Origin of the sequence: Pseudarthrobacter sp. NPDC055928 (genome assembly GCF_042270935.1) — a bacterium.
Lineage (GTDB): Bacteria > Actinomycetota > Actinomycetes > Actinomycetales > Micrococcaceae > Arthrobacter.
Genome location: NZ_JBHJZH010000021.1, coordinates 44446 through 64473, shown reverse-complemented (window position 1 = coordinate 64473; position 20028 = coordinate 44446). Strand labels below are relative to the sequence as shown.

At 64.7% G+C, this 20028-nt stretch carries 16 protein-coding genes; 10 read left to right on the top strand and 6 right to left on the bottom strand.

From position 1 onward, the window contains the following. Positions 1 to 28: 28 nt before the first annotated feature. A complete protein-coding gene (locus tag ACFC25_RS20500; protein ID WP_337349129.1) occupies positions 29 to 724 on the top strand; it encodes a GntR family transcriptional regulator in 696 nt (231 codons plus the stop codon). Positions 725 to 828: 104 nt separating this feature from the next. Here the strand turns inward: ACFC25_RS20500 and ACFC25_RS20495 are convergent, their stop codons facing one another. The 4 genes from ACFC25_RS20495 to purU all read right to left on the bottom strand — a co-directional run bounded on the left by ACFC25_RS20495 (position 829) and on the right by purU (position 5920). Next, entirely contained in the window at positions 829 to 1704 is an 876-nt protein-coding gene (locus ACFC25_RS20495) for a bifunctional 5,10-methylenetetrahydrofolate dehydrogenase/5,10-methenyltetrahydrofolate cyclohydrolase (RefSeq protein WP_376048537.1), read from the bottom strand. Beyond that, positions 1701 to 2327: a cyclodeaminase/cyclohydrolase family protein gene (locus ACFC25_RS20490; RefSeq protein WP_376048534.1), complete on the bottom strand. Its 627-nt coding sequence runs from the start codon at positions 2325 to 2327 to the stop codon at positions 1701 to 1703. Before ACFC25_RS20490 ends, ACFC25_RS20495 begins: the two co-directional genes overlap by 4 nt. A gap of 131 nt (positions 2328 to 2458) precedes the next feature. Further along, positions 2459 to 4951, bottom strand: coding sequence for an FAD-dependent oxidoreductase (locus ACFC25_RS20485; RefSeq protein WP_376048531.1), 2493 nt, complete (start codon positions 4949 to 4951; stop codon positions 2459 to 2461). Positions 4952 to 5005: 54 nt separating this feature from the next. Then, complete coding sequence (gene purU, locus ACFC25_RS20480; RefSeq protein WP_337349133.1) at positions 5006 to 5920, bottom strand: formyltetrahydrofolate deformylase; 915 nt, start codon at positions 5918 to 5920, stop codon at positions 5006 to 5008. A gap of 137 nt (positions 5921 to 6057) precedes the next feature. Between purU and ACFC25_RS20475 the strand changes: the two genes are divergently transcribed. The 9 genes from ACFC25_RS20475 (at position 6058) to ACFC25_RS20435 (ending at position 17680) form a co-directional block, all read left to right on the top strand. After that, complete coding sequence (locus tag ACFC25_RS20475) at positions 6058 to 6735, top strand: GntR family transcriptional regulator (protein ID WP_337349134.1); 678 nt, start codon at positions 6058 to 6060, stop codon at positions 6733 to 6735. A gap of 167 nt (positions 6736 to 6902) precedes the next feature. Continuing rightward, on the top strand, positions 6903 to 8201 hold the full coding sequence (glyA, locus tag ACFC25_RS20470) for a serine hydroxymethyltransferase (RefSeq protein ID WP_337352263.1): 1299 nt from the start codon (positions 6903 to 6905) through the stop codon (positions 8199 to 8201). Beyond that, complete coding sequence (locus tag ACFC25_RS20465) at positions 8198 to 9418, top strand: sarcosine oxidase subunit beta family protein (RefSeq protein WP_376048527.1); 1221 nt, start codon at positions 8198 to 8200, stop codon at positions 9416 to 9418. The genes glyA and ACFC25_RS20465 overlap by 4 nt, the downstream gene beginning before the upstream one ends. A gap of 14 nt (positions 9419 to 9432) precedes the next feature. Beyond that, complete coding sequence (locus ACFC25_RS20460) at positions 9433 to 9852, top strand: sarcosine oxidase subunit delta family protein (RefSeq protein ID WP_337349136.1); 420 nt, start codon at positions 9433 to 9435, stop codon at positions 9850 to 9852. Beyond that, on the top strand, positions 9849 to 12809 hold the full coding sequence (locus ACFC25_RS20455) for a sarcosine oxidase subunit alpha family protein (protein ID WP_376048524.1): 2961 nt from the start codon (positions 9849 to 9851) through the stop codon (positions 12807 to 12809). The genes ACFC25_RS20460 and ACFC25_RS20455 overlap by 4 nt, the downstream gene beginning before the upstream one ends. Continuing rightward, positions 12802 to 13434 carry a sarcosine oxidase subunit gamma family protein gene (locus ACFC25_RS20450; RefSeq protein ID WP_337349138.1) on the top strand — a complete coding sequence of 211 codons (633 nt, stop codon included), beginning with the start codon at positions 12802 to 12804 and terminating at the stop codon, positions 13432 to 13434. The genes ACFC25_RS20455 and ACFC25_RS20450 overlap by 8 nt, the downstream gene beginning before the upstream one ends. Next, positions 13434 to 14807 (top strand): L-serine ammonia-lyase, encoded by a 1374-nt coding sequence (locus tag ACFC25_RS20445; protein ID WP_376048521.1) that lies wholly within the window; start codon positions 13434 to 13436, stop codon positions 14805 to 14807. Before ACFC25_RS20450 ends, ACFC25_RS20445 begins: the two co-directional genes overlap by 1 nt. A gap of 102 nt (positions 14808 to 14909) precedes the next feature. Then, positions 14910 to 15824, top strand: coding sequence for a pyridoxal 5'-phosphate synthase lyase subunit PdxS (gene pdxS, locus ACFC25_RS20440; RefSeq protein WP_376048519.1), 915 nt, complete (start codon positions 14910 to 14912; stop codon positions 15822 to 15824). 134 nt (positions 15825 to 15958) lie between these two features. Next, positions 15959 to 17680: an alkaline phosphatase D family protein gene (locus ACFC25_RS20435; RefSeq protein WP_376048516.1), complete on the top strand. Its 1722-nt coding sequence runs from the start codon at positions 15959 to 15961 to the stop codon at positions 17678 to 17680. Here ACFC25_RS20435 and ACFC25_RS20430 read toward each other — a convergent pair. Then, positions 17677 to 18501 (bottom strand): PhzF family phenazine biosynthesis protein, encoded by an 825-nt coding sequence (locus ACFC25_RS20430; RefSeq protein WP_376048514.1) that lies wholly within the window; start codon positions 18499 to 18501, stop codon positions 17677 to 17679. The two genes, ACFC25_RS20435 and ACFC25_RS20430, sit on opposite strands and share 4 nt — an antisense overlap. Before the next feature lie 81 nt (positions 18502 to 18582). Further along, complete coding sequence (locus ACFC25_RS20425; protein ID WP_376048511.1) at positions 18583 to 19833, bottom strand: NYN domain-containing protein; 1251 nt, start codon at positions 19831 to 19833, stop codon at positions 18583 to 18585. Positions 19834 to 20028 lie beyond the last annotated feature (195 nt).

Here is a 20028-nt window from a genome sequence, read left to right as displayed (position 1 = left end):
CGGCTGTGCATCGGGAGGAGACTTGGAAATGGCAAGCGGTGGAGAACTACCGTCGGATGTTGGGGGGTCCTTCCTGCCAACGAGGCAGGAGGACGAGTCCTTCGCCGACTTCGCCTACAGGGTGCTCTGTGATGAACTGATCGTTTTGGACATCAAGCCTGGCGAACCATTGAACGACGAAGTGATTTCGAGGCGGCTCGGAGTGGGCAGGACGCCGATCCGCGAAGCGATGAAGCGCCTTGAAAGCGACCATCTGGTGGTGGCATATCCCCGGCGGGGAACATTCGCCGCAGGGGTGGACATCACGGATTTGGCCGAAATCTCCGAAATCCGGCAGCTCTTAGAGCCTGCGGCCGCAGCACGGGCTGCCCGAATGGCGTCGCCGCAGCTCCGGCAAGAGATCAAGGAATTTGCCAGGGAAGTCGGGGAGCTCCTGCCAGGAATGCACTCCCAGCAGAACCTGATGCGCCTGGACATGCGGGTACACCGAATGATTTACCGGGCCACCGGGAGCCGGCATCTAGAGGATGTCCTGATCCGGTACGACAACCTGGCGACGCGGATCTGGAGCCTTGTGCTGGAGAAACTTCCTCCGGTGTCCGAGCACATTGCCCAGCACATTGAGCTGCTCGAGTGCATCGCAGAAGGGGATTCCGAAGCTGCCGCGCGGCTGACAACCAAGCATGTGACGGACTTCGAGAACCTCATCAGGGCCGTCCTGTAGCCCCTTGGCAGGACACGGCCTTGGCGCCCGTGCAGATCGCAGGGATCTGCACGGGCGCGAAGACAACAACTGGACCTAAGCGAAGCAGTGGTGCTTGCCGTGGATTACCCGGCTGCTCCCCGGACCAAGGCACGCGACTGTTCCCGCGCGGCCTCGGCGGTGTGCAGGAGAAGCAGGGCCGTGGTGACTGAGCCGACGCCACCGGGAACGGGTGTCAGCGCCGCGGCGATGCCCCGGACGCTGGCTTCGTCCACATCCCCCACGAGGGACCCGTCGGATAGGACGTTGGTGCCGACGTCGATCACAACCGCCCCGGGGGAAATGTGGCCGCCGTTCAGCAGGCCGGTACGCCCGGCGGCGACCACCACGACGTCGGCCGTCCTGGTGTATTTCTCCAGTGCTCCTGACCTGGAGTGGCAGACGGTGACGGTGGCGTCGCGTTCCAGTAGCAGCAGTGACAGCGGTTTCCCGACGACGGCGGAACGTCCAATAACGACGACGTTTCGGCCCGCCACCGGGATGTCGAAGTGGTCCAGGATCTCGGTAACGGCCCGTGCAGTGGCGGGGGCGAACGAGGGCTGGCCCACAGCCAGCCGGCCAAGACTCAGGGGGTTGGCGCCGTCGATGTCCTTCTCGGGGGCGATGTGCCCAACCAGCGCATCTGCGTCAACGCCGGGAGGCAATGGCGTCTGAAGGATGATGCCGTTGACGGACGGCTCGGCGCTGAGGTCCTTCAGGACTGAGGCCAGAACCTGTCCCGTCGCGTCGTGGCCCAGGTCCACGATCCGGCAATTGATGCCTGCGCTTTCAGCAGCCCGTTCGATGGACCGCACATACCAGAGCGTGGAGCCGTCATCGGTGGCCACCACCACTGCAAGGGTGGGGCGCAGGCCCTCAGTTTCGAGGTTCCGGGCTTCGTCGTGGGCCTTCTGCTGAATGAGCTTTGCCAGGTTTCGTCCAGAGAGGAGTGTGGTGCTCAACCGAGAATCCTTTCGCGAACGCGCTTGACGAGCGAGTCGGCTGCCAGGATGACCTTTTCCTCAAGGCCATCGGTCTGGGCAGCCAGCCGGGAACGTGTTTCGGTGTCCTTGATGGCCACCACATTGATGTCGATGTTTACCCGTGCAGTGGTGGCGGCTGCCCGGGCAGCGTCGACGGCGGCGGCGACGTCGCTGATCACGTTGGCGTTGGCCACCTCGAACAGTTCCGTGGCAAGATCCACAACGGCGCCGGCAACGAGGATCAGTTGTGCCGGCGTTTTCGCGGCCTGGACGAGCGCGTCCTGGATGGACGCTGTCCGTGCAGCCTTGAGGTCGTCAGTACCGGCAGGGAGCTTGTACGCGTCAATGACGGCTTGGAACGCGTGCTGGTCGGCGTCCGCGAGGTGCAGGGCCTGGGCCACCAGGCCATCTGCGCTGCTGATGATCCTGGCGACGAGTTCGGCGTGCTGTTCGTATTTCGTGCCGGTGGTGTACCTGCCCACCATGGCGACCAGTGCCGCCCCCTGGGCGGCGTGGAGAGCCGCGGCTGCGCCGCCGCCTGGAGTGGGTTCGCGCGAGGCAAGCCTGGCGAGGTAGTCGTTTATTGTTTGTGAACTGATCATGTGTCTTCCTGGGGCTGAAGCTCTAGTCGACTGGCCTGGGGCATGAAACAGGCCATGGAAAAGCAGCGGCCCGGACTCCGGTTGCGAGGGAATGAGTCCGGGCCGCGTGCCCTTGAATGGCCCTGCGGCTCTTATCCGCGGAGCCGGGTCATCGTGGGGTCGTACAGTGGATCCGCTGTGACCGTGGCCTGGATGCGCCGGCCGAAGTACTCGATTTCAACCGAATCACCCACGGAGACGGCGGCGGGCAGGTACGCATAGGCGATCGGCTTTGCCACGGTGTAGCCATAAGCGGCGCTCGTGACGTAGCCAACTGCCTGGTCCTTGTAGAAGACAGGTTCCTTGCCCAGCACGATGCTGCGCCCGTCGTCGACCGTCAGGCAGCGCAGGCGGCGGGCAGAGTTTTCCTCGGTCCGGCCCTCCAGTGCTTCCTTTCCGACGAAGTTTTCCTTGGTCATCTTCACGGCGAAGCCGAGTCCCGCTTCGAAGGGGTCGTGCTCGGTGGTCATGTCGGTGCCCCACGAGCGGTAGCCCTTCTCCAGGCGCAGCGAGCTGAAGGCGGCGCGGCCGGCAGCGATGACGCCGAACGGCTGCCCTGCCTTCCACAATGCGTCCCACAGGCGCTGGCCGTTGTCCGCGCTGGTGTACAGCTCCCAGCCCAGCTCGCCAACGTAGGACAGCCGCATTGCGGTGACGGTGACGCCGCCGATGACAACCTTCTTCGCCCGGAAGTAGCGCAGGCCGTCATTGGAGAAGTCGTCGCTGCTGACCGTGCTGATCAGGTCCCGGGCGAGGGGGCCCCACAAGCCGATGCAGCACGTCCCGCCGGTGGTGTCGCGTACCTGGACCCAGTCGCTGGCGGTTCCGTTCTCCGTCTGGTGGCGTGCAGCCCGCTCAAAGTAGGCCGTGTCGATGTTTCCATTGGCTCCGAGCTGGAAGGTGTCTTCGCTCAGGCGGGCCACGGTGATATCGCTTCGGATCCCGCCTGCGTGATCCAGCAGGAGGGTGTAGGTAACGGCCCCCGGCTTCTTGGTCATGTCGGCGGTGGTCAGCTCCTGCAGCAGCTTCATGGCTCCGGGGCCGGAGACCTCAAGGCGCTTGAGCGGGGTCATGTCGTACATGGCAACTGCCGTACGGGTCTTCCAGGCTTCCGCGGCGGCGATGGGGGAGCTGAACATTCCGGACCAGGCGTCACGGGCCGGCGGCTGCCATTCGTCCGGCATTTCCTTCAGCAGTTCGGCGTTGGCTTCGAACCAGTAGGGGCGTTCCCAGCCGGCGCCTTCCAGAAAATAGCCGCCCAGCTGCTTGTGGCGGGCGTGGAAGGGGCTGACGCGAAGGTTGCGTGGAGAGAGCTTCGGCTGAAGCGGGTGCAGGACATCGTAGATTTCCACGAAGTTCTGCTGGGAGGTCTCGCTGACGTACTCGGGGGTCAGCTGGACCTCTTCGAAGCGGTGGATATCGCAGTCGCCAAGGTCAATCTGCGACTTTCCGTCCACGAGGAGCTCTGCCACGGCACGGGCGATGCCGGCGGAGTGGGTGACCCACACGGCCTCGGCAACGAAGAAGCCGTCCACTTCCTTGGACTCGCCCACCAGGGAGCCGCCGTCCGGGGTGAAGGAGAAGATGCCGTTGAAGCCATCCTCGATTTCGCTTTCACGCAGTGCCGGCAGGATCTGCTTGGTTGCTTCCCACGCGGGAAGGAAGTCCTCCAGGGTGAAGTCCAGGCGGGAAGGCATGTTGTGTTCGCTGATGCTGCTGGGCTCGTAGCTGCCCAGTTCGTCCAGGTCCACGGGCATGGGTCGGTGTGCGTAGGAGCCGATGCCGTAGCGCTCGCCGTGCTCGCGGTAGTAGAGGTCCTGGTCCTGGTGGCGCAGGATGGGGAGCTGAGCGCCGTTGGGCAGTTCGTTCTTTCCCTTCTGGGCGGGAACCGGCGTGGTCTTGATGTACTGGTGGGCCAGCGGGAGGAGCGGGACGGACATCCCGATCAGCTCGCCCACCTTGGCGCCCCAGAAGCCTGCGCAGGAAACCACGATGTCCGCCGGGATCACGCCGTCGGCGGTCTCGACGCCGGTGACGCGGCGGTTGGATTGTTCGATCCCGGTCACTTCGGTGTTGCCGATGTACTTTACGCCGGCTGCTTCGGTGCGCTTGATGAGCAACTGGACTGCGCGGGCAGCCAGGGCCAGGCCGTCGGTAGGTACATGGAGGCCGCCCAGGATGTCTTCCTCGTTGATCAGCGGGTAGAGTTCCTTGCACTCTTCGCGGGAGAGGATCTTGCCGTCGATGCCCCACGCCTGCGCGTAACCGAGCTTGCGCTTGAGGTCTGCCAGACGGGTTTCCGTGGTGGCAACTTCAAGGCCGCCCACCTGGTTGAAGCAGCTTTGGCCATCCTCCGTGAGGGACAGGAGCTTTTCCACCGTGTACTTGGCGAAAAGTGCCATGGACTTTGAGGGGTTCGTCTGGAAAACGAGGCCGGGGGCGTGGGACGTGGAGCCTCCGGGCATATTCAGGGGTCCCTGGTCCAGGACAGTGATGTTGTTCCAACCCCGCGTGACCAGTTCATCGGCCAGGTTCGTGCCGACGATTCCTGCTCCAATAATGACAATGCTTGGCGTCGAAGCCATGTGGTTTCTCCTGCTGATTTTCGTGTGTTGTCTGTGCTGATGTGGTGGTCGTGCTTACCGGAACACGACAGTGCTGGTTTGGTCCAGCAACACACGGTGCTCGCAGTGCCAGCGCACGGCGCGGGACAGTGCCAGCGCTTCCGCGTCCCGCCCGACCGTGGACAGTGCGGTGGGGCCGTAGCTGTGATCGACCCGGATGACTTCCTGTTCGATGATTGGCCCCTCATCCAGCTCCGCAGTCACGTAGTGGGCTGTGGCGCCTACCAGCTTGACGCCGCGGTCGTACGCCTGGTGGTACGGGCGTGCTCCCTTGAAGCCAGGAAGGAAGGAGTGGTGGATGTTGATGGCCCGGCCCTCAAGGGAGCGGCAGAGGTCATCGGAGAGCACCTGCATGTACCGGGCGAGCACCACGAGGTCGATGTCATATTCGTCGATGAGGTCCAGCAGGCGCTGTTCGGCGTCGGCCTTCGTCTCGGGCGTCACCGGAACATAGAGGAAGGGGAGGCCTGCAGCCTCGGCCATCGCCCGGTGGGTTTCGTGATTGGAAACGATCAGGACAATATCGCCGCCGAGGCTGCCGCCGCGCCAGCGGAAGAGCAGGTCATTCAGGCAATGGCCGAACTTGGACACCATCACCAGGATGCGCTGCTTGGTCTGGTCATGGAAGCTGAATTTCATCTCGAAGCGGTCCGCAATGGCGCTGAACTCCTCCTGGAGCCGCTCCGGCGTGTACTCGGGGGAACCAGAGAATGCGGTGCGCAGGTGCAGCGTCTCGCGGAGCCCGTCGTCGAATTGCTGGTGCTCCTCAATGTTGAAGCCACGTTCGAAGAGAAAGGTGGTGACCGCCTGGACAATACCGGCACGTTCGACGCACGACAGTGTGAGCACGAACTTCTGGGCCTGGTCTTTCACGCGGGGGTCGGTCTGGGTCAGCGTGCTGGTTGATGAGTCTGTTGCCACTAGGGTCATGTCTCCTCCTTTAGGTATCTTCCCGTTAGATATATTCTCAGATCATGAACTGATATATTAGGGCTGGGAATCAGCGTATACTGGTCAGTGGGCGAGGTCAATAGCCTGTTTGGCTTGAATGGAAAGGGGTCCAGGTTATGGCAGTTGAAGCGTTGGCGATCGTGGAAGATGGAGTCAAGAAGTCGTTGGCGGACGTGGCGTACGAGCGCATCCGCGACCGGCTGCTGATGCTCGACATCAAACCCGGCGATCTCCTTAACGACGACCACCTCGCCAGGGACCTCGGCATGGGACGGACTCCGGTGCGCGAAGCGTTGAAGCGGCTCGAGCTTGACCGCCTGGTGGTTTCGTATCCGCGCAGGGGCACCTTTGCCACCCGGGTGGAGGTGACGGACCTGGCTTTCATTTCGGAAATCCGGACGCAGCTTGAACCGCTCGCTGCGTCCCGTGCCGCCCGGGTGGCCACAGAACGGCAGCGCGAGCAACTGCGGGCCGTGATGCGTGCTGTTGAATCCTTCGATATCCAGGCAGCCTCCGTCGTTGAAACCCTGCGCCTTGATGCGCGCGTCCACCAAGGCATCTATGCAGCTGCGGCAAATCCCCACCTCGAGGACGTCCTGATCCGGTACGACAACCTCGCCACCCGCATCTGGTGCATGGTGCTGGATCGCCTTCCGGACCTTTCCCGCCACGTACATGAGCACCTGGACCTTCTCGGTGCAGTGATTGACGGCGATGAGGCGCGGGCCGCTGACTTGGCGAGGAGCCATGTCAGTGGTTTCGAGGATGCCGTCCGCAAGGCGCTCTTCACCTGATCTAAGCCCCTCCTCTCGATGTGCCATCCAAAGCGCGGCCCTTGCAGCCGCGCTTTTGGCGCCTCTGGGACGGCCTGAAAAATCTGTTGACACCCACTGGCCCGGATAGCATACTTGAGTCACGAAACTAATATATCAACAGGATATTAGATAGCAGAGGAGAAAAGATGGTCGACGTTCTGACCCGTACGCTTGCAGAGACCGATCCTGCGATCCACGCAGCCGTTCAGCAGGAGCTCCTGCGCCAGCAGGGCACGCTGGAGATGATCGCCTCCGAAAACTTCGCGCCGACTGCCGTCATGGAGGCACAGGGATCCGTCCTGACCAACAAGTACGCCGAAGGCTACCCGGGCAAGCGTTACTACGGCGGCTGCGAACACGTTGATGTGGTCGAGCAGCTCGCCATCGACCGTCTTAAGTCCTTGTTCGGCTCCGAATTCGCCAATGTGCAGCCCCACTCAGGCGCCCAGGCCAACGCAGCGGCGATGTTCGCCCTGATCCAGCCCGGCGACACCATCCTGGGGTTGAACCTCGCCCACGGTGGCCACTTGACCCACGGGATGCGAATCAACTTCTCCGGCAAGCTCTACAAAGTGGTCCCGTACGGAGTCGGCGAAGACACCATGCTGATTGACATGGCTGAAGTCGAGCGCCTGGCGGTTGAAAACAAGCCGAAGCTGATCGTCGCCGGCTGGTCCGCCTACTCCCGTCAGCTGGACTTCGCCGAATTCCGCCGGATCGCTGACCTGGTAGGCGCGTACCTGATGGTGGACATGGCCCATTTCGCAGGCTTGGTAGCCGCAGGGCTGCACCCCAACCCTGTGCCTCACGCCCACATCGTCACAAGCACCACCCACAAGACCCTTGGCGGCCCGCGCGGTGGTGTGATCCTGACCAACGACGCCGACATCGCCAAAAAGGTCAACTCCGCGGTGTTCCCCGGACAGCAGGGTGGCCCGCTGGAGCACGTCATTGCCGCCAAGGCTGTGGCCTTCAAGCTCGCCGCTGAGCCGGCATTCCGCGAACGCCAGGAACGCACCCTGGAAGGTGCCCGCATCATCGCAGACCGCATGCTGTCTGCCGATGTTGCAGAGTCCGGCGTGACAGTCGTCAGCGGTGGCACCGACGTGCACCTGGTCCTGGTGGATCTGCGCAACTCGGAACTGGACGGCCAGCAGGGCGAAGACCGCCTGCACCGGATCGGCATCACCGTCAACCGCAATGCCGTGCCGTTCGACCCGCGTCCCCCGATGGTCTCTTCCGGCCTTCGAATCGGCACGCCGGCACTGGCCACCCGTGGGTTCGGAAAGGCAGAGTTCACCGAGGTTGCGGACATTATCGCCGCAGCACTCAAGCGCGAGTTCAGCGACGAGACCGTGGCGGAACTGCGGCAGCGGGTTGAAATCCTGGCCGGAAAGTTCCCGCTCTACCCCAACCTCTCCTCTGACACGAACGAGGTGGCATGATGGCCGATCTGCTTCCGGAGCACCCGGAATTCCTCTGGCACAGCCCGGACCCGAAGCCCTCCTATGACGCAGTCATCGTTGGTGGCGGCGGGCATGGCCTGGCCACCGCCTACTTCCTGGCCAAAAATCACGGCATGACCAATATCGCCGTCCTCGAAAAGGGCTGGCTGGCCGGCGGCAACATGGCCCGGAACACCACCATCATCCGGTCCAACTACCTCTGGGACGAGAGCGCGGCTATCTATGAGCACGCCCTGAAGCTCTGGGAAGTCCTGCCGGAGGAGCTCGAATACGACTTCCTCTTCAGCCAGCGCGGCGTGATGAACCTCGCCCACACCCTGGGTGATGTCCGTGAAAGCATGCGGCGCGTGGGTGCGAACAAACTCAACGGAGTGGACGCCGAGTGGCTGGACCCGCAGCAGGTCAAGGAACTCTGCCCCATCCTGAACATCAACGACAACATCCGCTACCCCGTCATGGGCGCCACGTACCAGCCGCGGGCCGGTATCGCCAAGCACGACCACGTGGCCTGGGCCTTCGCCCGCAAGTGCGATGAACTAGGCGTGGACATCATCCAGAACTGCGAAGTCACCGGCTTCGTCAAGGACGGCAACCGCGTGGTGGGTGTCCAGACCAACCGTGGCACCATCAACACCGAAAAGGTGGGCCTGTGCGCCGCCGGGCACAGCTCGGTCCTGGCCGAAATGGCCGGCTTCCGGCTTCCCATCCAGTCCCACCCGTTGCAGGCGCTGGTTTCCGAATTGCATGAACCGGTCCACCCCACAGTCGTCATGTCCAACCACGTGCACGTGTACGTTTCCCAGGCCCACAAGGGCGAGCTGGTCATGGGCGCCGGAGTGGACTCCTACAACGGTTACGGCCAGCGCGGCTCGTTCCATGTGATCGAGCACCAGATGGCGGCCGCCGTCGAGCTCTTCCCGATCTTTGCCCGTGCGCACGTGCTCAGGACGTGGGGCGGCATCGTTGACACCACCCTGGACGCCTCTCCGATCGTGGGCACCACCCCGGTGGAGAACATGTTCGTGAACTGTGGCTGGGGCACCGGCGGCTTCAAGGGCACTCCGGCCGCGGGCCTCACCTTTGCGCACACCATCGCCACGGGAACGCCGCACGAACTGAACAAGCCGTTTGCGCTGGAGCGGTTCGAAACCGGCGCCCTGATCGACGAACACGGCGCAGCCGCCGTGGCCCACTAGAAGAGAGTCCGGACATGCTCCTCATTTCATGCCCCAACTGCGGCTCCCGCGACGAGACCGAGTTCCACTACGGCGGCCAGGCCCACGTGGCCTATCCGGAAAACCCGAACGAACTGAACGACCGCGAATGGGCCGAGTTCCTGTTCTACCGGGACAACACCAAGGGCGCTTTTGCCGAACGCTGGCTCCACAGCACTGGCTGCCGCCAGTGGTTCAACATGCTCCGCGACACGGTCACCTACGAGATCCAGGCGATCTACCCCATGGGCGCGCCCCGGCCTGACAAGGCTGCCCCGGCACCTGAGTCCGGCACTGCCAGCACCGCCCCGGACAGCACCACCACCGGGACCGCGGCTCCCAGCATCGCTGCAACCAGCATTGCACCAAGCACCGCCCCCGCCAGCACCACCGCCCCGGAAGGAGCAACCAAGTGACTTCCCAGAACGCCCGCCTCGCCGCCGGCGGACGCATCGACCGCACCATCTCCTGGCGTTTCACCGTGGACGGCGAGGAATTCACGGGCCACCCCGGCGATACGCTGGCCTCCGCCCTGCTCGCCAACGGCCGGATCGCCGTCGGCAACTCGCTCTACGAGGACCGGGCCCGCGGCATCATGTCCGCCGGCGTAGAGGAAGCCAACGCGCTGGTGAAAATCGCGCCACGGTTCCCGGGCCACGTGGCTGAGTCCATGCTCCCCGCAACCACCGTCACCCTGGTGGACGGCCTGAAGGCTGAACTGCTTAACGGCCTGGGCCGACTGGATCCCGAGGAGGACCGGGCGGAGTACGACAAGAAGTACGTCCACACCGATGTCCTGGTGATCGGCGGCGGCCCCGCCGGCCTGGCCGCAGCCCGCGAAGCCGTCCGCACCGGCGCCCGCGTCATGCTGCTGGACGATCAGCCCGAACTGGGCGGATCCCTGCTGTCCGGTTCCACGGCCCCCGAGCTCGCGCAGACCATCGAAGGCAAGCCTGCCCTGGAATGGGTGGCGGATATCGAAGCTGAGCTCGTCTCCGGCGCGGAATCCACCGTCCTGAACCGCACCACCGCCTTCGGCGCCTATGACTCCAACTACGTCATCGCCGTCCAGAACCGCACCGACCACCTGTCCACCCCGGCAGCGCCCGGCGTGTCCAGGCAGCGTATTTGGCACATCCGTGCCAACCAGGTGGTGCTGGCCCCTGGCGCCCACGAACGCCCTCTGGTTTTCGAAAACAACGACCGGCCCGGCATCATGCTCGCCTCGGCAGTCCGCAGCTACCTGAACCGCTATGCGGTAGCCCCCGGACAGCGTGTTGTCATCAGCACCACCAACGACAGCGCCTACGCCCTGGCCGCGGACCTGCGCGCCGCCGGTGTCAAGGTCGCCGCCGTCGTCGACGCCCGCCCCAAGCTGACCGAGGTGGCCGCTGCCGCCGTCGAAGCCGGCACCCGGGTACTGGTCGGCAGCGCGGTGGCCAACACCGCCGCCGGAACCGATGCCGCCGGAACGGACGACGGCCGGCTGAACGCCGTCACCGTCCGCAGCATCAACGACGACGGCGAACTCACCTCCGGCATCGAAGAGATCGCCTGCGACCTGCTGGCTGTCTCGGGTGGCTGGAGCCCGCTGGTGCACCTCCACTCCCAGCGCCAGGGCAAGCTGCGCTGGGACGACGACCTGGCGGCCTTCGTGCCAAGCACCGTGGTCCCCAACCAGCAGACCATCGGCTCCGGTCGGGGCAGCTTCGAACTCGCCGATTGCCTCGCCGAAGGCATCTCCGCCGGGGCCGCGGCTGCCATCGCCGCCGGCTTCACCTCGGAAACCGAACCCGCCGTCATCGGCGAGCCGAAGGCGTCCGCCCCAACCCGCCAGCTGTGGCTGGTGCCCGGGCAGACCGGAACTCCGGACGACTGGCACCACCACTTCGTTGACTTCCAGCGGGACCAGAGCGTTGCAGACGTCCTTCGGTCCACCGGAGCCGGCATGCGTTCCGTGGAGCACATCAAGCGCTACACCTCCATCAGCACCGCGAACGACCAGGGCAAGACCTCCGGCGTCAACGCGATCGGCGTCATCGCCGCCGCGCTCCGCCAGGCAGGCGAAGCGTCCCGGGGTATCGGCGACATCGGCACCACCACCTACCGGGCTCCGTTCACCCCTGTAGCGTTCGCGGCTCTCGCCGGACGCCAGCGCGGCGAACTGTTCGACCCCGCCCGCGTCACCTCCATCCACCCCTGGCACGTTGCCAAGGGTGCCCTGTTCGAGGACGTCGGACAGTGGAAGCGTCCCTGGTACTACCCGCAGGGCAGCGAGGACATGGACGAGGCCGTGCTGCGTGAATGCGCTGCCGTCCGCGAATCGGTTGGCTTCATGGACGCCACCACGCTCGGCAAGATCGAAATCCGGGGCAAGGACGCCGGTGAGTTCCTTAATCGGATCTACACCAACGCGTTCAAGAAGCTCGCGCCCGGTTCCGCCCGCTATGGCGTGATGTGCCAGGCAGACGGCATGATTTTCGACGACGGCGTGACCCTGCGCCTGGACGAGGACCGCTTCTTCATGACCACCACCACCGGCGGCGCCGCGAAGGTGCTTGACTGGCTGGAGGAATGGCTGCAGACGGAGTGGCCGGAACTGGATGTGCACTGCACTTCGGTGACTGAACAGTGGAGCACCATTGCCGTCGTCGGGCCTAAATCCCGCGCGGTCCTGGCCAAGGTGGCACCGGAGCTCGCCGCCAACGGCGGACTGGAAACCGAAGCCTTCCCGTTCATGACCTTCCGCGAAACAACCCTCGCCTCGGGCGTCCGTGCCCGGGTCTGCCGGATCTCTTTCTCCGGTGAGCTGGCCTACGAGATCAACGTGCCTGCCTGGTACGGGCTGAACACCTGGGAAGCTGTTGCCGCGGCCGGCGCCGAATTCAACATCACCCCGTACGGCACCGAGACCATGCACGTGCTCCGCGCCGAGAAGGGCTACCCGATCGTTGGCCAGGACACGGATGGCACCGTCACCCCGCAGGACGCAGGGATGGAATGGATCGTCTCCAAGGCCAAGGAATTCATCGGCAAGCGCTCCTACGCCCGTGCCGATGCCCAGCGCGGTGACCGTAAGCACCTGGTCAGCGTGCTGCCCATCGACGGCACCATCAGGTTGCCGGAAGGAACCCAACTGGTGGAAAAGGGCATCCCGGTGAACTCCGCCTACGGCCCGGTGCCCATGCAGGGTTTTGTCACCTCGAGCTACCACAGCGCCGCACTGGGCCGCTCCTTCGGCCTGGCACTGATCAAGAACGGCCGCAACCGGATCGGCGAGACCCTGATGGCCGTCGCAGGAAACCAGGTGGTTGACGTTGTTGTCGCAGAAACCGTACTTTTTGACCCCGAAGGGACCCGCAAAGATGGCTGAAACAGCAGCACCCGCAACCAAAAAGAACCTCTCCCTCCGGACCAGCCCGGCTGCACTGCTCCGGGCGGCATTTGAAACCGGCTCCGTCCGGGGCACCGTGGAACTGAGCGAAATCACGTTCCTGACCATGGTGGGCATTCGGGTTGGCCGGAACACCGAAGCCGGGCAGCGGATCGCCTCGGTCACGGGCGGCCTGCCCGCAACGTGCGGCGACGTGAGCGGTGCCGGAGACACCTCCGTGCTGTGGCTCGGGCCCGAGGAATTCCTGGTAGTGGCACCCCTCGAAGCCCACGAGTCCCTCGGCGGTGACCTTCTGCAGGCGCTCCGGGAAGCCCTCGCGGACGGCGAAGGCCAGGTAGTGGACCTCTCCGCCAACCGCACCACGTTCGAACTCACCGGGCCGCGGTCCCGGGCAGTCCTGGAAAAGGGCTGCTCGCTGGACCTCCACCCCCGCGAGTTCAAAACCGGAACCGCGCTTTCCACGGAAATCGGAAACATCCCGGTGGTCCTGTGGAAAACCGGCGACGAGAGCTACCGCATTTTCCCGCGGGCCTCGTTCGCAGAGTTCCTGGGCCGCTGGCTCCTCGATGCCATGCGGGAATACGCCTCCCCTGAGGTCCCTTAATGGCACTTAGCGTCCTGGATCTGTTTTCCGTTGGCATCGGGCCGTCGTCGTCACACACGGTCGGCCCGATGCGGGCAGCGAAGCTGTTCGCCGACGGGCTCAAAAGCGAAGGACACCTGAGTTCCACCAGGCGCTTGCAGGCCGAACTGTTCGGCTCCCTCGGGGCCACCGGGCGGGGCCACGGCTCGGATAAGGCCGTGGTCCTGGGCTTTAAGGGGCTGGACCCCGAAACCGTGGATACCACAACAGCTGATGACCAGGTGGCCGCAGCGGCCCTGGACGCCGAACTTTGGGTGGGCGGGGTCCACCGCGTGGACTTCAATTGGGACGAAGACGTGGTGCTGCACCGGCGCAAGTCCCTCCCTGCGCACCCCAACGGCATGACATTCCGCGCCCTGGACCACGCCGGGACCGTCCTCAGCGAGCGGAGCTTCTATTCGATTGGGGGCGGCTTCGTCGTTGACGGCGACGCCGACGCCAGCGACCGGGTGGTGGCCGACGCCACCGTCCTGCCCTACGAGTTCAGTACGGCCGATGAACTCCTGGCGATCTGCCGCCGGGAAGGCATGTCCATCTCCGACGTCATGCTCGCCAACGAGCTGACCTGGCGCACTGAAGCGGAGCTCCGGGAGAAGTTGCTGGGCCTCTGGGCGGTGATGCGCGAATGCGTGGACAACGGCTGCGCGGCGGAAGGGATCCTTCCAGGCGGTCTGAACGTGAGGCGCCGGGCGCCGTCGTTATTCCAGACCCTCACGGCGGACACCGGGGTGACCGACCCGCTCCGGGCGATGGAATGGGTCAACCTGTTCGCCCTTGCCGTCAACGAGGAAAATGCTGCCGGCGGCCGGATCGTCACCGCACCCACTAACGGCGCGGCCGGCATCGTCCCCGCGGTGCTGCACTACTACGTGAAGTTCGTTCCCGGCGCCAACGACGACGGCGTGATCCGCTTCCTGCTGGCGGCTGCCGCCGTCGGAATCCTGTTCAAGATCAACGCCTCCATTTCCGGAGCCGAAGTAGGATGCCAGGGCGAGGTGGGTTCCGCCTGCTCCATGGCCGCCGCCGGCCTCTGCGAAGTGCTGGGCGGCACACCTGCGCAGGTGGAGAACGCCGCCGAAGTGGGGATCGAACACAACCTCGGCCTGACCTGCGACCCCGTGGGCGGGCTGGTGCAGATCCCCTGTATCGAACGGAACGCGATCGCCAGCGTCAAAGCCATCAACGCCGCCCGCCTTGCACTACACGGCGACGGCAGCCACAAGGTATCCCTCGACAAGGCCATCAAGACCATGAGGGAGACCGGCGCCGACATGATGTCCAAATACAAGGAGACCTCACGGGGCGGCCTCGCGGTAAACGTCATCGAATGCTGACTCGGTGAAGTACTTCTAGCCCGGGTGTGCACACGCACCCGGGGCCTATCCCATTACTCGAATGCCTGGCTTCACAGGCGCCCTGTCTCTTTGGAGCAAGAAGTGACCCTAAAACGACTCCCTTACGAAAATGTCGCCGTCGCGGGCAGCAGCCGTGTGAAGCGCGGCATGGCTGAGATGCTCAAGGGCGGCGTCATCATGGACGTCGTCAACGTCGAGCAGGCCCGCATCGCCGAAGACGCCGGTGCCGTGGCAGTGATGGCGCTGGAACGCGTTCCGGCCGATATCCGTGCCCAGGGCGGCGTGTCCCGCATGTCCGATCCCGACATGATCGAGGCGATCATTGACGCCGTGTCCGTGCCGGTCATGGCCAAGGCACGGATCGGCCACTTCGTCGAAGCCCAGATCCTGCAGTCCCTGGGCGTGGACTACATTGACGAGTCCGAGGTCCTGACCCCGGCGGACTACGTCAACCACATCGACAAGTGGAACTTCACCGTTCCCTTCGTCTGTGGCGCCACGAACCTGGGTGAGGCGCTGCGCCGCATCAACGAGGGCGCGGCAATGATCCGGTCCAAGGGCGAGGCCGGCACCGGAGATGTCTCCAACGCCACCGGGCACATGCGCCAGATCCGCGCCGAAATCGCCAAGCTCGCTGCCCTGCCCGAGGACGAGCTGTACGTCGCGGCCAAGGAACTGCAGGCCCCGTACGAACTGGTCAAGGAAATCGCGACCACCGGCAAGCTTCCGGTGGTGCTCTTCACCGCCGGCGGCATCGCCACCCCGGCGGACGCGGCGATGATGATGCAGCTCGGCGCCGACGGCGTGTTCGTCGGTTCCGGCATCTTCAAGTCCGGCAACCCGGCCCAGCGCGCCGCCGCCGTCGTCAGGGCTACTGCCTACTATGACGACCCCGACGTCATCGCCAAGGTCTCCCGCGGGCTCGGCGAAGCCATGGTGGGCATCAACGTGGACGACATCCCGCAACCGCACCGCCTCGCAGAGCGCGGCTGGTAACGCTCCGTTCACGCGACGCCGGTCCCTCACCTCTCTTGGGTGGGGGACCGGCGTCGTGCTTTTAACTTGAGTTTTATCCTCGGCTCCAGGCGGCCCGTATGGTTGGCGCGGTCCGGAACGGGTACAACTAAGGCATGACGACTTCCCTGGTGCTTGGTCCCATGATGCGGTACGTGGATGAGACCTCCGCCAGCATCTGGTTGGAGACCCGGAACGATTCCCGCGTCACCGTCCGGGCCGGCCATCGCAGCTGGGAGGCCCGCACCTTCGCCGTTCACGGCCACCACTACGCCCTGGTGGAGGCCGATGGGATTGAGCCAGGGTCCGTGCTTCCCTACATTGCTGAAATCGACGGCGTCCAAGTATGGCCCGAGCCAGCATCCGGGTTTCCGCCCCCGGTGATCGCCACCTTGAAACCTGGCAAGCCACTGCGCATGGCCTACGGCTCCTGCCGCACCAGCGTCCCGCACGATGCGACCGGCAACCGGACACACGGCGTCGACTCGCTCCGCGCCTACTCACTGGCGATGGCCTCCCGTGGAGGCGTGGCATGGCCGGACCTGGTGGTTTTCCTGGGCGACCAGGTGTACGCCGACCTGACGAGCGAGCAGATGCAGGACTTCATCCGGAGTCGCCGGGACATGGAGGAACCGCCGGGGGAGGAGCTGAAGGACTATGAGGAGTATGCCCACCTCTACAACCTCGCCTGGTCCGACCCTGCGAACAGGTGGCTGCTGTCCACCCTGCCCAGTGCCATGATCTTCGATGACCACGACATCCGCGACGACTGGAACGCCTCACTGAGCTGGAAGAAGGAAATGGAAGCCACCTCATGGTGGCATCAGCGGATTGTCGCCGGACTGGCCTCCTACTGGGTCTACCAGCACCTGGGCAACCTCTCGCCCCAGGAGCGGCTGGGCGATGCCATCTGGCAGCGGATCATCCGGCACCGGGATGAAGCCGAACTCGACCTCAGCGCCGACCTGGACAGTTTCGCGGATCGTGCCGATCAGGAGCCAGAATCCTACCGGTGGAGTTTCTGCCGGGACTTCGGAGACACCAGGCTGATCGTAGTTGACTCCCGTGCGGCCCGGAACCTGGCACCGGAGGACCGCGCCCTGCTCGATGGTGCGGAAATGGCCTGGCTTGATGGCCAGATGCGCGGCGGATTCCGTCATCTGCTGGTGGCTACGTCACTGCCTTTCCTGCTGCCGATGGGCCTGCACCACGTCGAGTCGTGGAATGAAGCTGTTTCCGAGGGCGCGTGGGGAAAGCGCCCTGCCCGGGCCGGTGAGAAGCTGCGCCAAGCGGTGGATCTCGAACACTGGGCCGCGTTCCAAAAAAGCTTCCGGGAGGTGGCTGCCATGGCGGCCGAGGTTGCCGATGGCGAGCGCGGTGCGTCCCCGGACACCGTCACGTTCCTGTCCGGGGACGTGCACTTCTCCTACGTCGCGGAGGTTGAACGTTCCTCGGGCAGCCGGATCATGCAGGCGGTCTGTTCCCCGATCCGCAATCCCCTTCCCCGCCTGATGAGATACTTCGGGGCCATCATGGCGTACGGACTCGCCGCCCCGGTAGGGGCACTGGTAGCGCGATCAGCGCGCGTGCCGGAGCCGCCTTTCCGCTGGAAACGCGTCAAGGGGCCCTGGTTCAACAACAACCTTGCCAGCCTGGAGGTCGCGCCTGACGGCCTGAAACTGTGGTGGCAAACGGGGGTCGTAGAAGAAGGCGACGAACTGCACCCACGACTCGAGACGGTGGCAGCCCTTACCGTGGCTCCCCGGAGCTCCCGGGATCGCGCGGCGGAAAGCGGACGAACATTGCCTAAAAGCCGCGTGCCGCCGGAGCGTGGCTAGGCCGCGAGCCAGACAGTGCCCTCGAGGTACCGCACGCACGTGCCGGAGAGCAGAGTGCGCTCCCCTTCCACACGGCAGAGCACAGTTCCGCCGCGGGCCGAGAGCTGGCGGGCAGAAAGGACGTCAGTGCCCAACCTGCCGGCCCAGAGAGGTGCCAGTTGGGAGTGTGCCGAGCCGGTTACCGGGTCCTCGTCGATGCCCGCCCGGGCACCAAAGAACCGTGAGACGAAGTCGTGGCCGGTTCCGTCACCCGCAGCCGTGACGACGACGCCGCGAACCGGCAGCTTTGCAAGGGCCCCAAAGTCGGGGGTCAGGGTGCGCACCGTCTCGGCATCCTTCACGATATGGATGAGGTCCGTTGCCAGGAAGGCCTCGAGTGCCCGAACGCCGAGGGCTTGGGTGACCGAGGGGTCCACGGCCACCGGTTGGGGCATTTCGGAAGGGAAGTCCAGGATGAAGCCGTCGCCGTCGCGCTCTACAAAAAGCCAGCCGCTGCGGCTCCAGAACTGCAGCCGCTTGGCGTCCGGGTGGACATCGGTGAAGAGGTACGACGCCGTGGCCAAGGTCGCGTGCCCGCAGAGGTCAACCTCAATGGCCGGCGTGAACCAGCGGAGGTGGTACGCGGGTTGCGAGGAGTCGAAGGGTGGGGCCTCAGCCGGGATCTCGGCAACAACGAAGGCTGTCTCGGAAAGGTTGTTCTCCTCGGCGAGCTGCTGAAGGACGTCGTCTTCCAGCCAGGCCTGCAGAGGCATCACGGCTGCTGGATTCCCTTCGAACAGCTGTGTGGCGAAGGCATCGATGTGGATCAGTGGTATGTGCATGCCCCTCACCGTAGTGGCAAACTGGACTGGAAAAAAAGAGCCAGTTAGAGAAAGTGGCCTGCTGGGTGGCGGCTCAAACCCTTAAACGCTCAGGAAGCCGCCGCTTGCCCAGCGCCGCAGCGCCTGCCGCTCGCCGTCGTCGAACTCCATCAGTGCCACCCGGCACAGCTCTTCGACGTCGTCGGTCCAGGCCGCTGCCAGCGCTTCCGCCGTGGCGGTCTCATCCAACTGGAAATTGACATAGCCCAGGCCCTGGATTACGAAGTTCACCGCACCACGCGATACCGGCTGGCCTGCCGTGACACAGTCATCCCTGACCAGCCGGGAAAGGTCGCTGCGGTTGACGGGCTGCTCCTGAAGCCTTGCCGCCATCGCCTGGAACAACTGTCGGAACTGGGCCTCGGAGAGCGCGGGCACGTCGGTCACCCTCGTCACCCGCTCCTCGATGCCGGGCTCGGCCTCGGCTTCGACGGGCAGGTCGTCACTGGAGAACCGTTGCCCGTCCCACACCCAGCCGCCGCGTGAAGGCGAGTATTCAACGCCTTGGCCGATCTGCGCCACCCACGTCCCGAATTTCCCAAAGCCGCCCCAGTCAGTCTTCAGTGAAGGATCCACCGTGAGAGCCCTATGGGCGACCATGGCCCCCACAACCGGGCCGGGTGCGGTGCGGACGAGGTCGCAGACTTCCCGAATCGCGGCGGAAACGGGCTTGGATTTTGTTTTCGGCTTTGTCTTCGCCGTCCCTTGCGCCTCACGCTGGGGCTGGACGGAGGCCACGGCGTGGATGGGCTCCGCAGTGGTGCCGTTGAGGATCGCCACAAAGTCGTGGGACTCCACCACGCTGTCCGCCATCTCGCGGTACGCGAAGGCCACGGCGCCGGCGGCAATGACTGTGGTCAGCTTGTCGGCGGCTCGGAAACGCTGGATCAGGGACGTGAAATCGGCGTCGGCCGAAGCGATGAAGAACTCATCGATTTCGCTGACACCCGTCAGTGTGTCCATCGCGTCCAGTACGAGGTTGATATCCGTGCTGCTCTTGCCCCGCTGCGTCAGCGACGGGCAGTCGATGACGCGAAAGCCCGCCCGGGTCCAATAGGTGCGGTACTTCGAGAACGCCACTGGGTTCAGGTAGCAGTTGCGGATCAGGAAGCGGCGCGAATCCTCTCCAGGTCCGCCGGCGGACAGCGCATCAGCCCAGTGCTTGGGGTCTTCGGCAAATCTCCTCGCCGCCTGCGGATCCAGTGCCTGCAGGCCCAGGTAGACGTTGTCGAAATCGACAAACATGGCTGCCCGGAGCCCTGGCCGGCGGGTGGTGGTGCGTGCCTCATCCATTGGCTTAGTGTGCCAGCAATTTGCGGCCCTGTGGCGTTTTTGGGGGACATCAGGCTTAACGCAAGAAGGTCGACGGCGGGTGGTGCCCCCGGCGCACCCAGTTATTGTTGCGATCGGGTGACTTACGCGATCGTGGCTCCCAGCCGAACGTTTCGGGTCAGGCCAACCGGGTAGGTGTTGGGTGCGCGGGGGGTG

Coding starts and splice junctions, on each gene's coding strand:
- ACFC25_RS20430 (WP_376048514.1), bottom strand. CDS start 18,501: ATGCACATACCACTGATCCACATCGATGCCTTCGCCACACAGCTGTTC.
- ACFC25_RS20445 (WP_376048521.1), top strand. CDS start 13,434: ATGGCACTTAGCGTCCTGGATCTGTTTTCCGTTGGCATCGGGCCGTCG.
- ACFC25_RS20485 (WP_376048531.1), bottom strand. CDS start 4,951: ATGGCTTCGACGCCAAGCATTGTCATTATTGGAGCAGGAATCGTCGGC.
- ACFC25_RS20450 (WP_337349138.1), top strand. CDS start 12,802: ATGGCTGAAACAGCAGCACCCGCAACCAAAAAGAACCTCTCCCTCCGG.
- ACFC25_RS20435 (WP_376048516.1), top strand. CDS start 15,959: ATGACGACTTCCCTGGTGCTTGGTCCCATGATGCGGTACGTGGATGAG.
- ACFC25_RS20490 (WP_376048534.1), bottom strand. CDS start 2,327: ATGATCAGTTCACAAACAATAAACGACTACCTCGCCAGGCTTGCCTCG.
- ACFC25_RS20425 (WP_376048511.1), bottom strand. CDS start 19,833: ATGGATGAGGCACGCACCACCACCCGCCGGCCAGGGCTCCGGGCAGCC.
- ACFC25_RS20500 (WP_337349129.1), top strand. CDS start 29: ATGGCAAGCGGTGGAGAACTACCGTCGGATGTTGGGGGGTCCTTCCTG.
- ACFC25_RS20475 (WP_337349134.1), top strand. CDS start 6,058: ATGGCAGTTGAAGCGTTGGCGATCGTGGAAGATGGAGTCAAGAAGTCG.
- ACFC25_RS20465 (WP_376048527.1), top strand. CDS start 8,198: ATGATGGCCGATCTGCTTCCGGAGCACCCGGAATTCCTCTGGCACAGC.
- purU (WP_337349133.1), bottom strand. CDS start 5,920: ATGACCCTAGTGGCAACAGACTCATCAACCAGCACGCTGACCCAGACC.
- ACFC25_RS20460 (WP_337349136.1), top strand. CDS start 9,433: ATGCTCCTCATTTCATGCCCCAACTGCGGCTCCCGCGACGAGACCGAG.
- glyA (WP_337352263.1), top strand. CDS start 6,903: ATGGTCGACGTTCTGACCCGTACGCTTGCAGAGACCGATCCTGCGATC.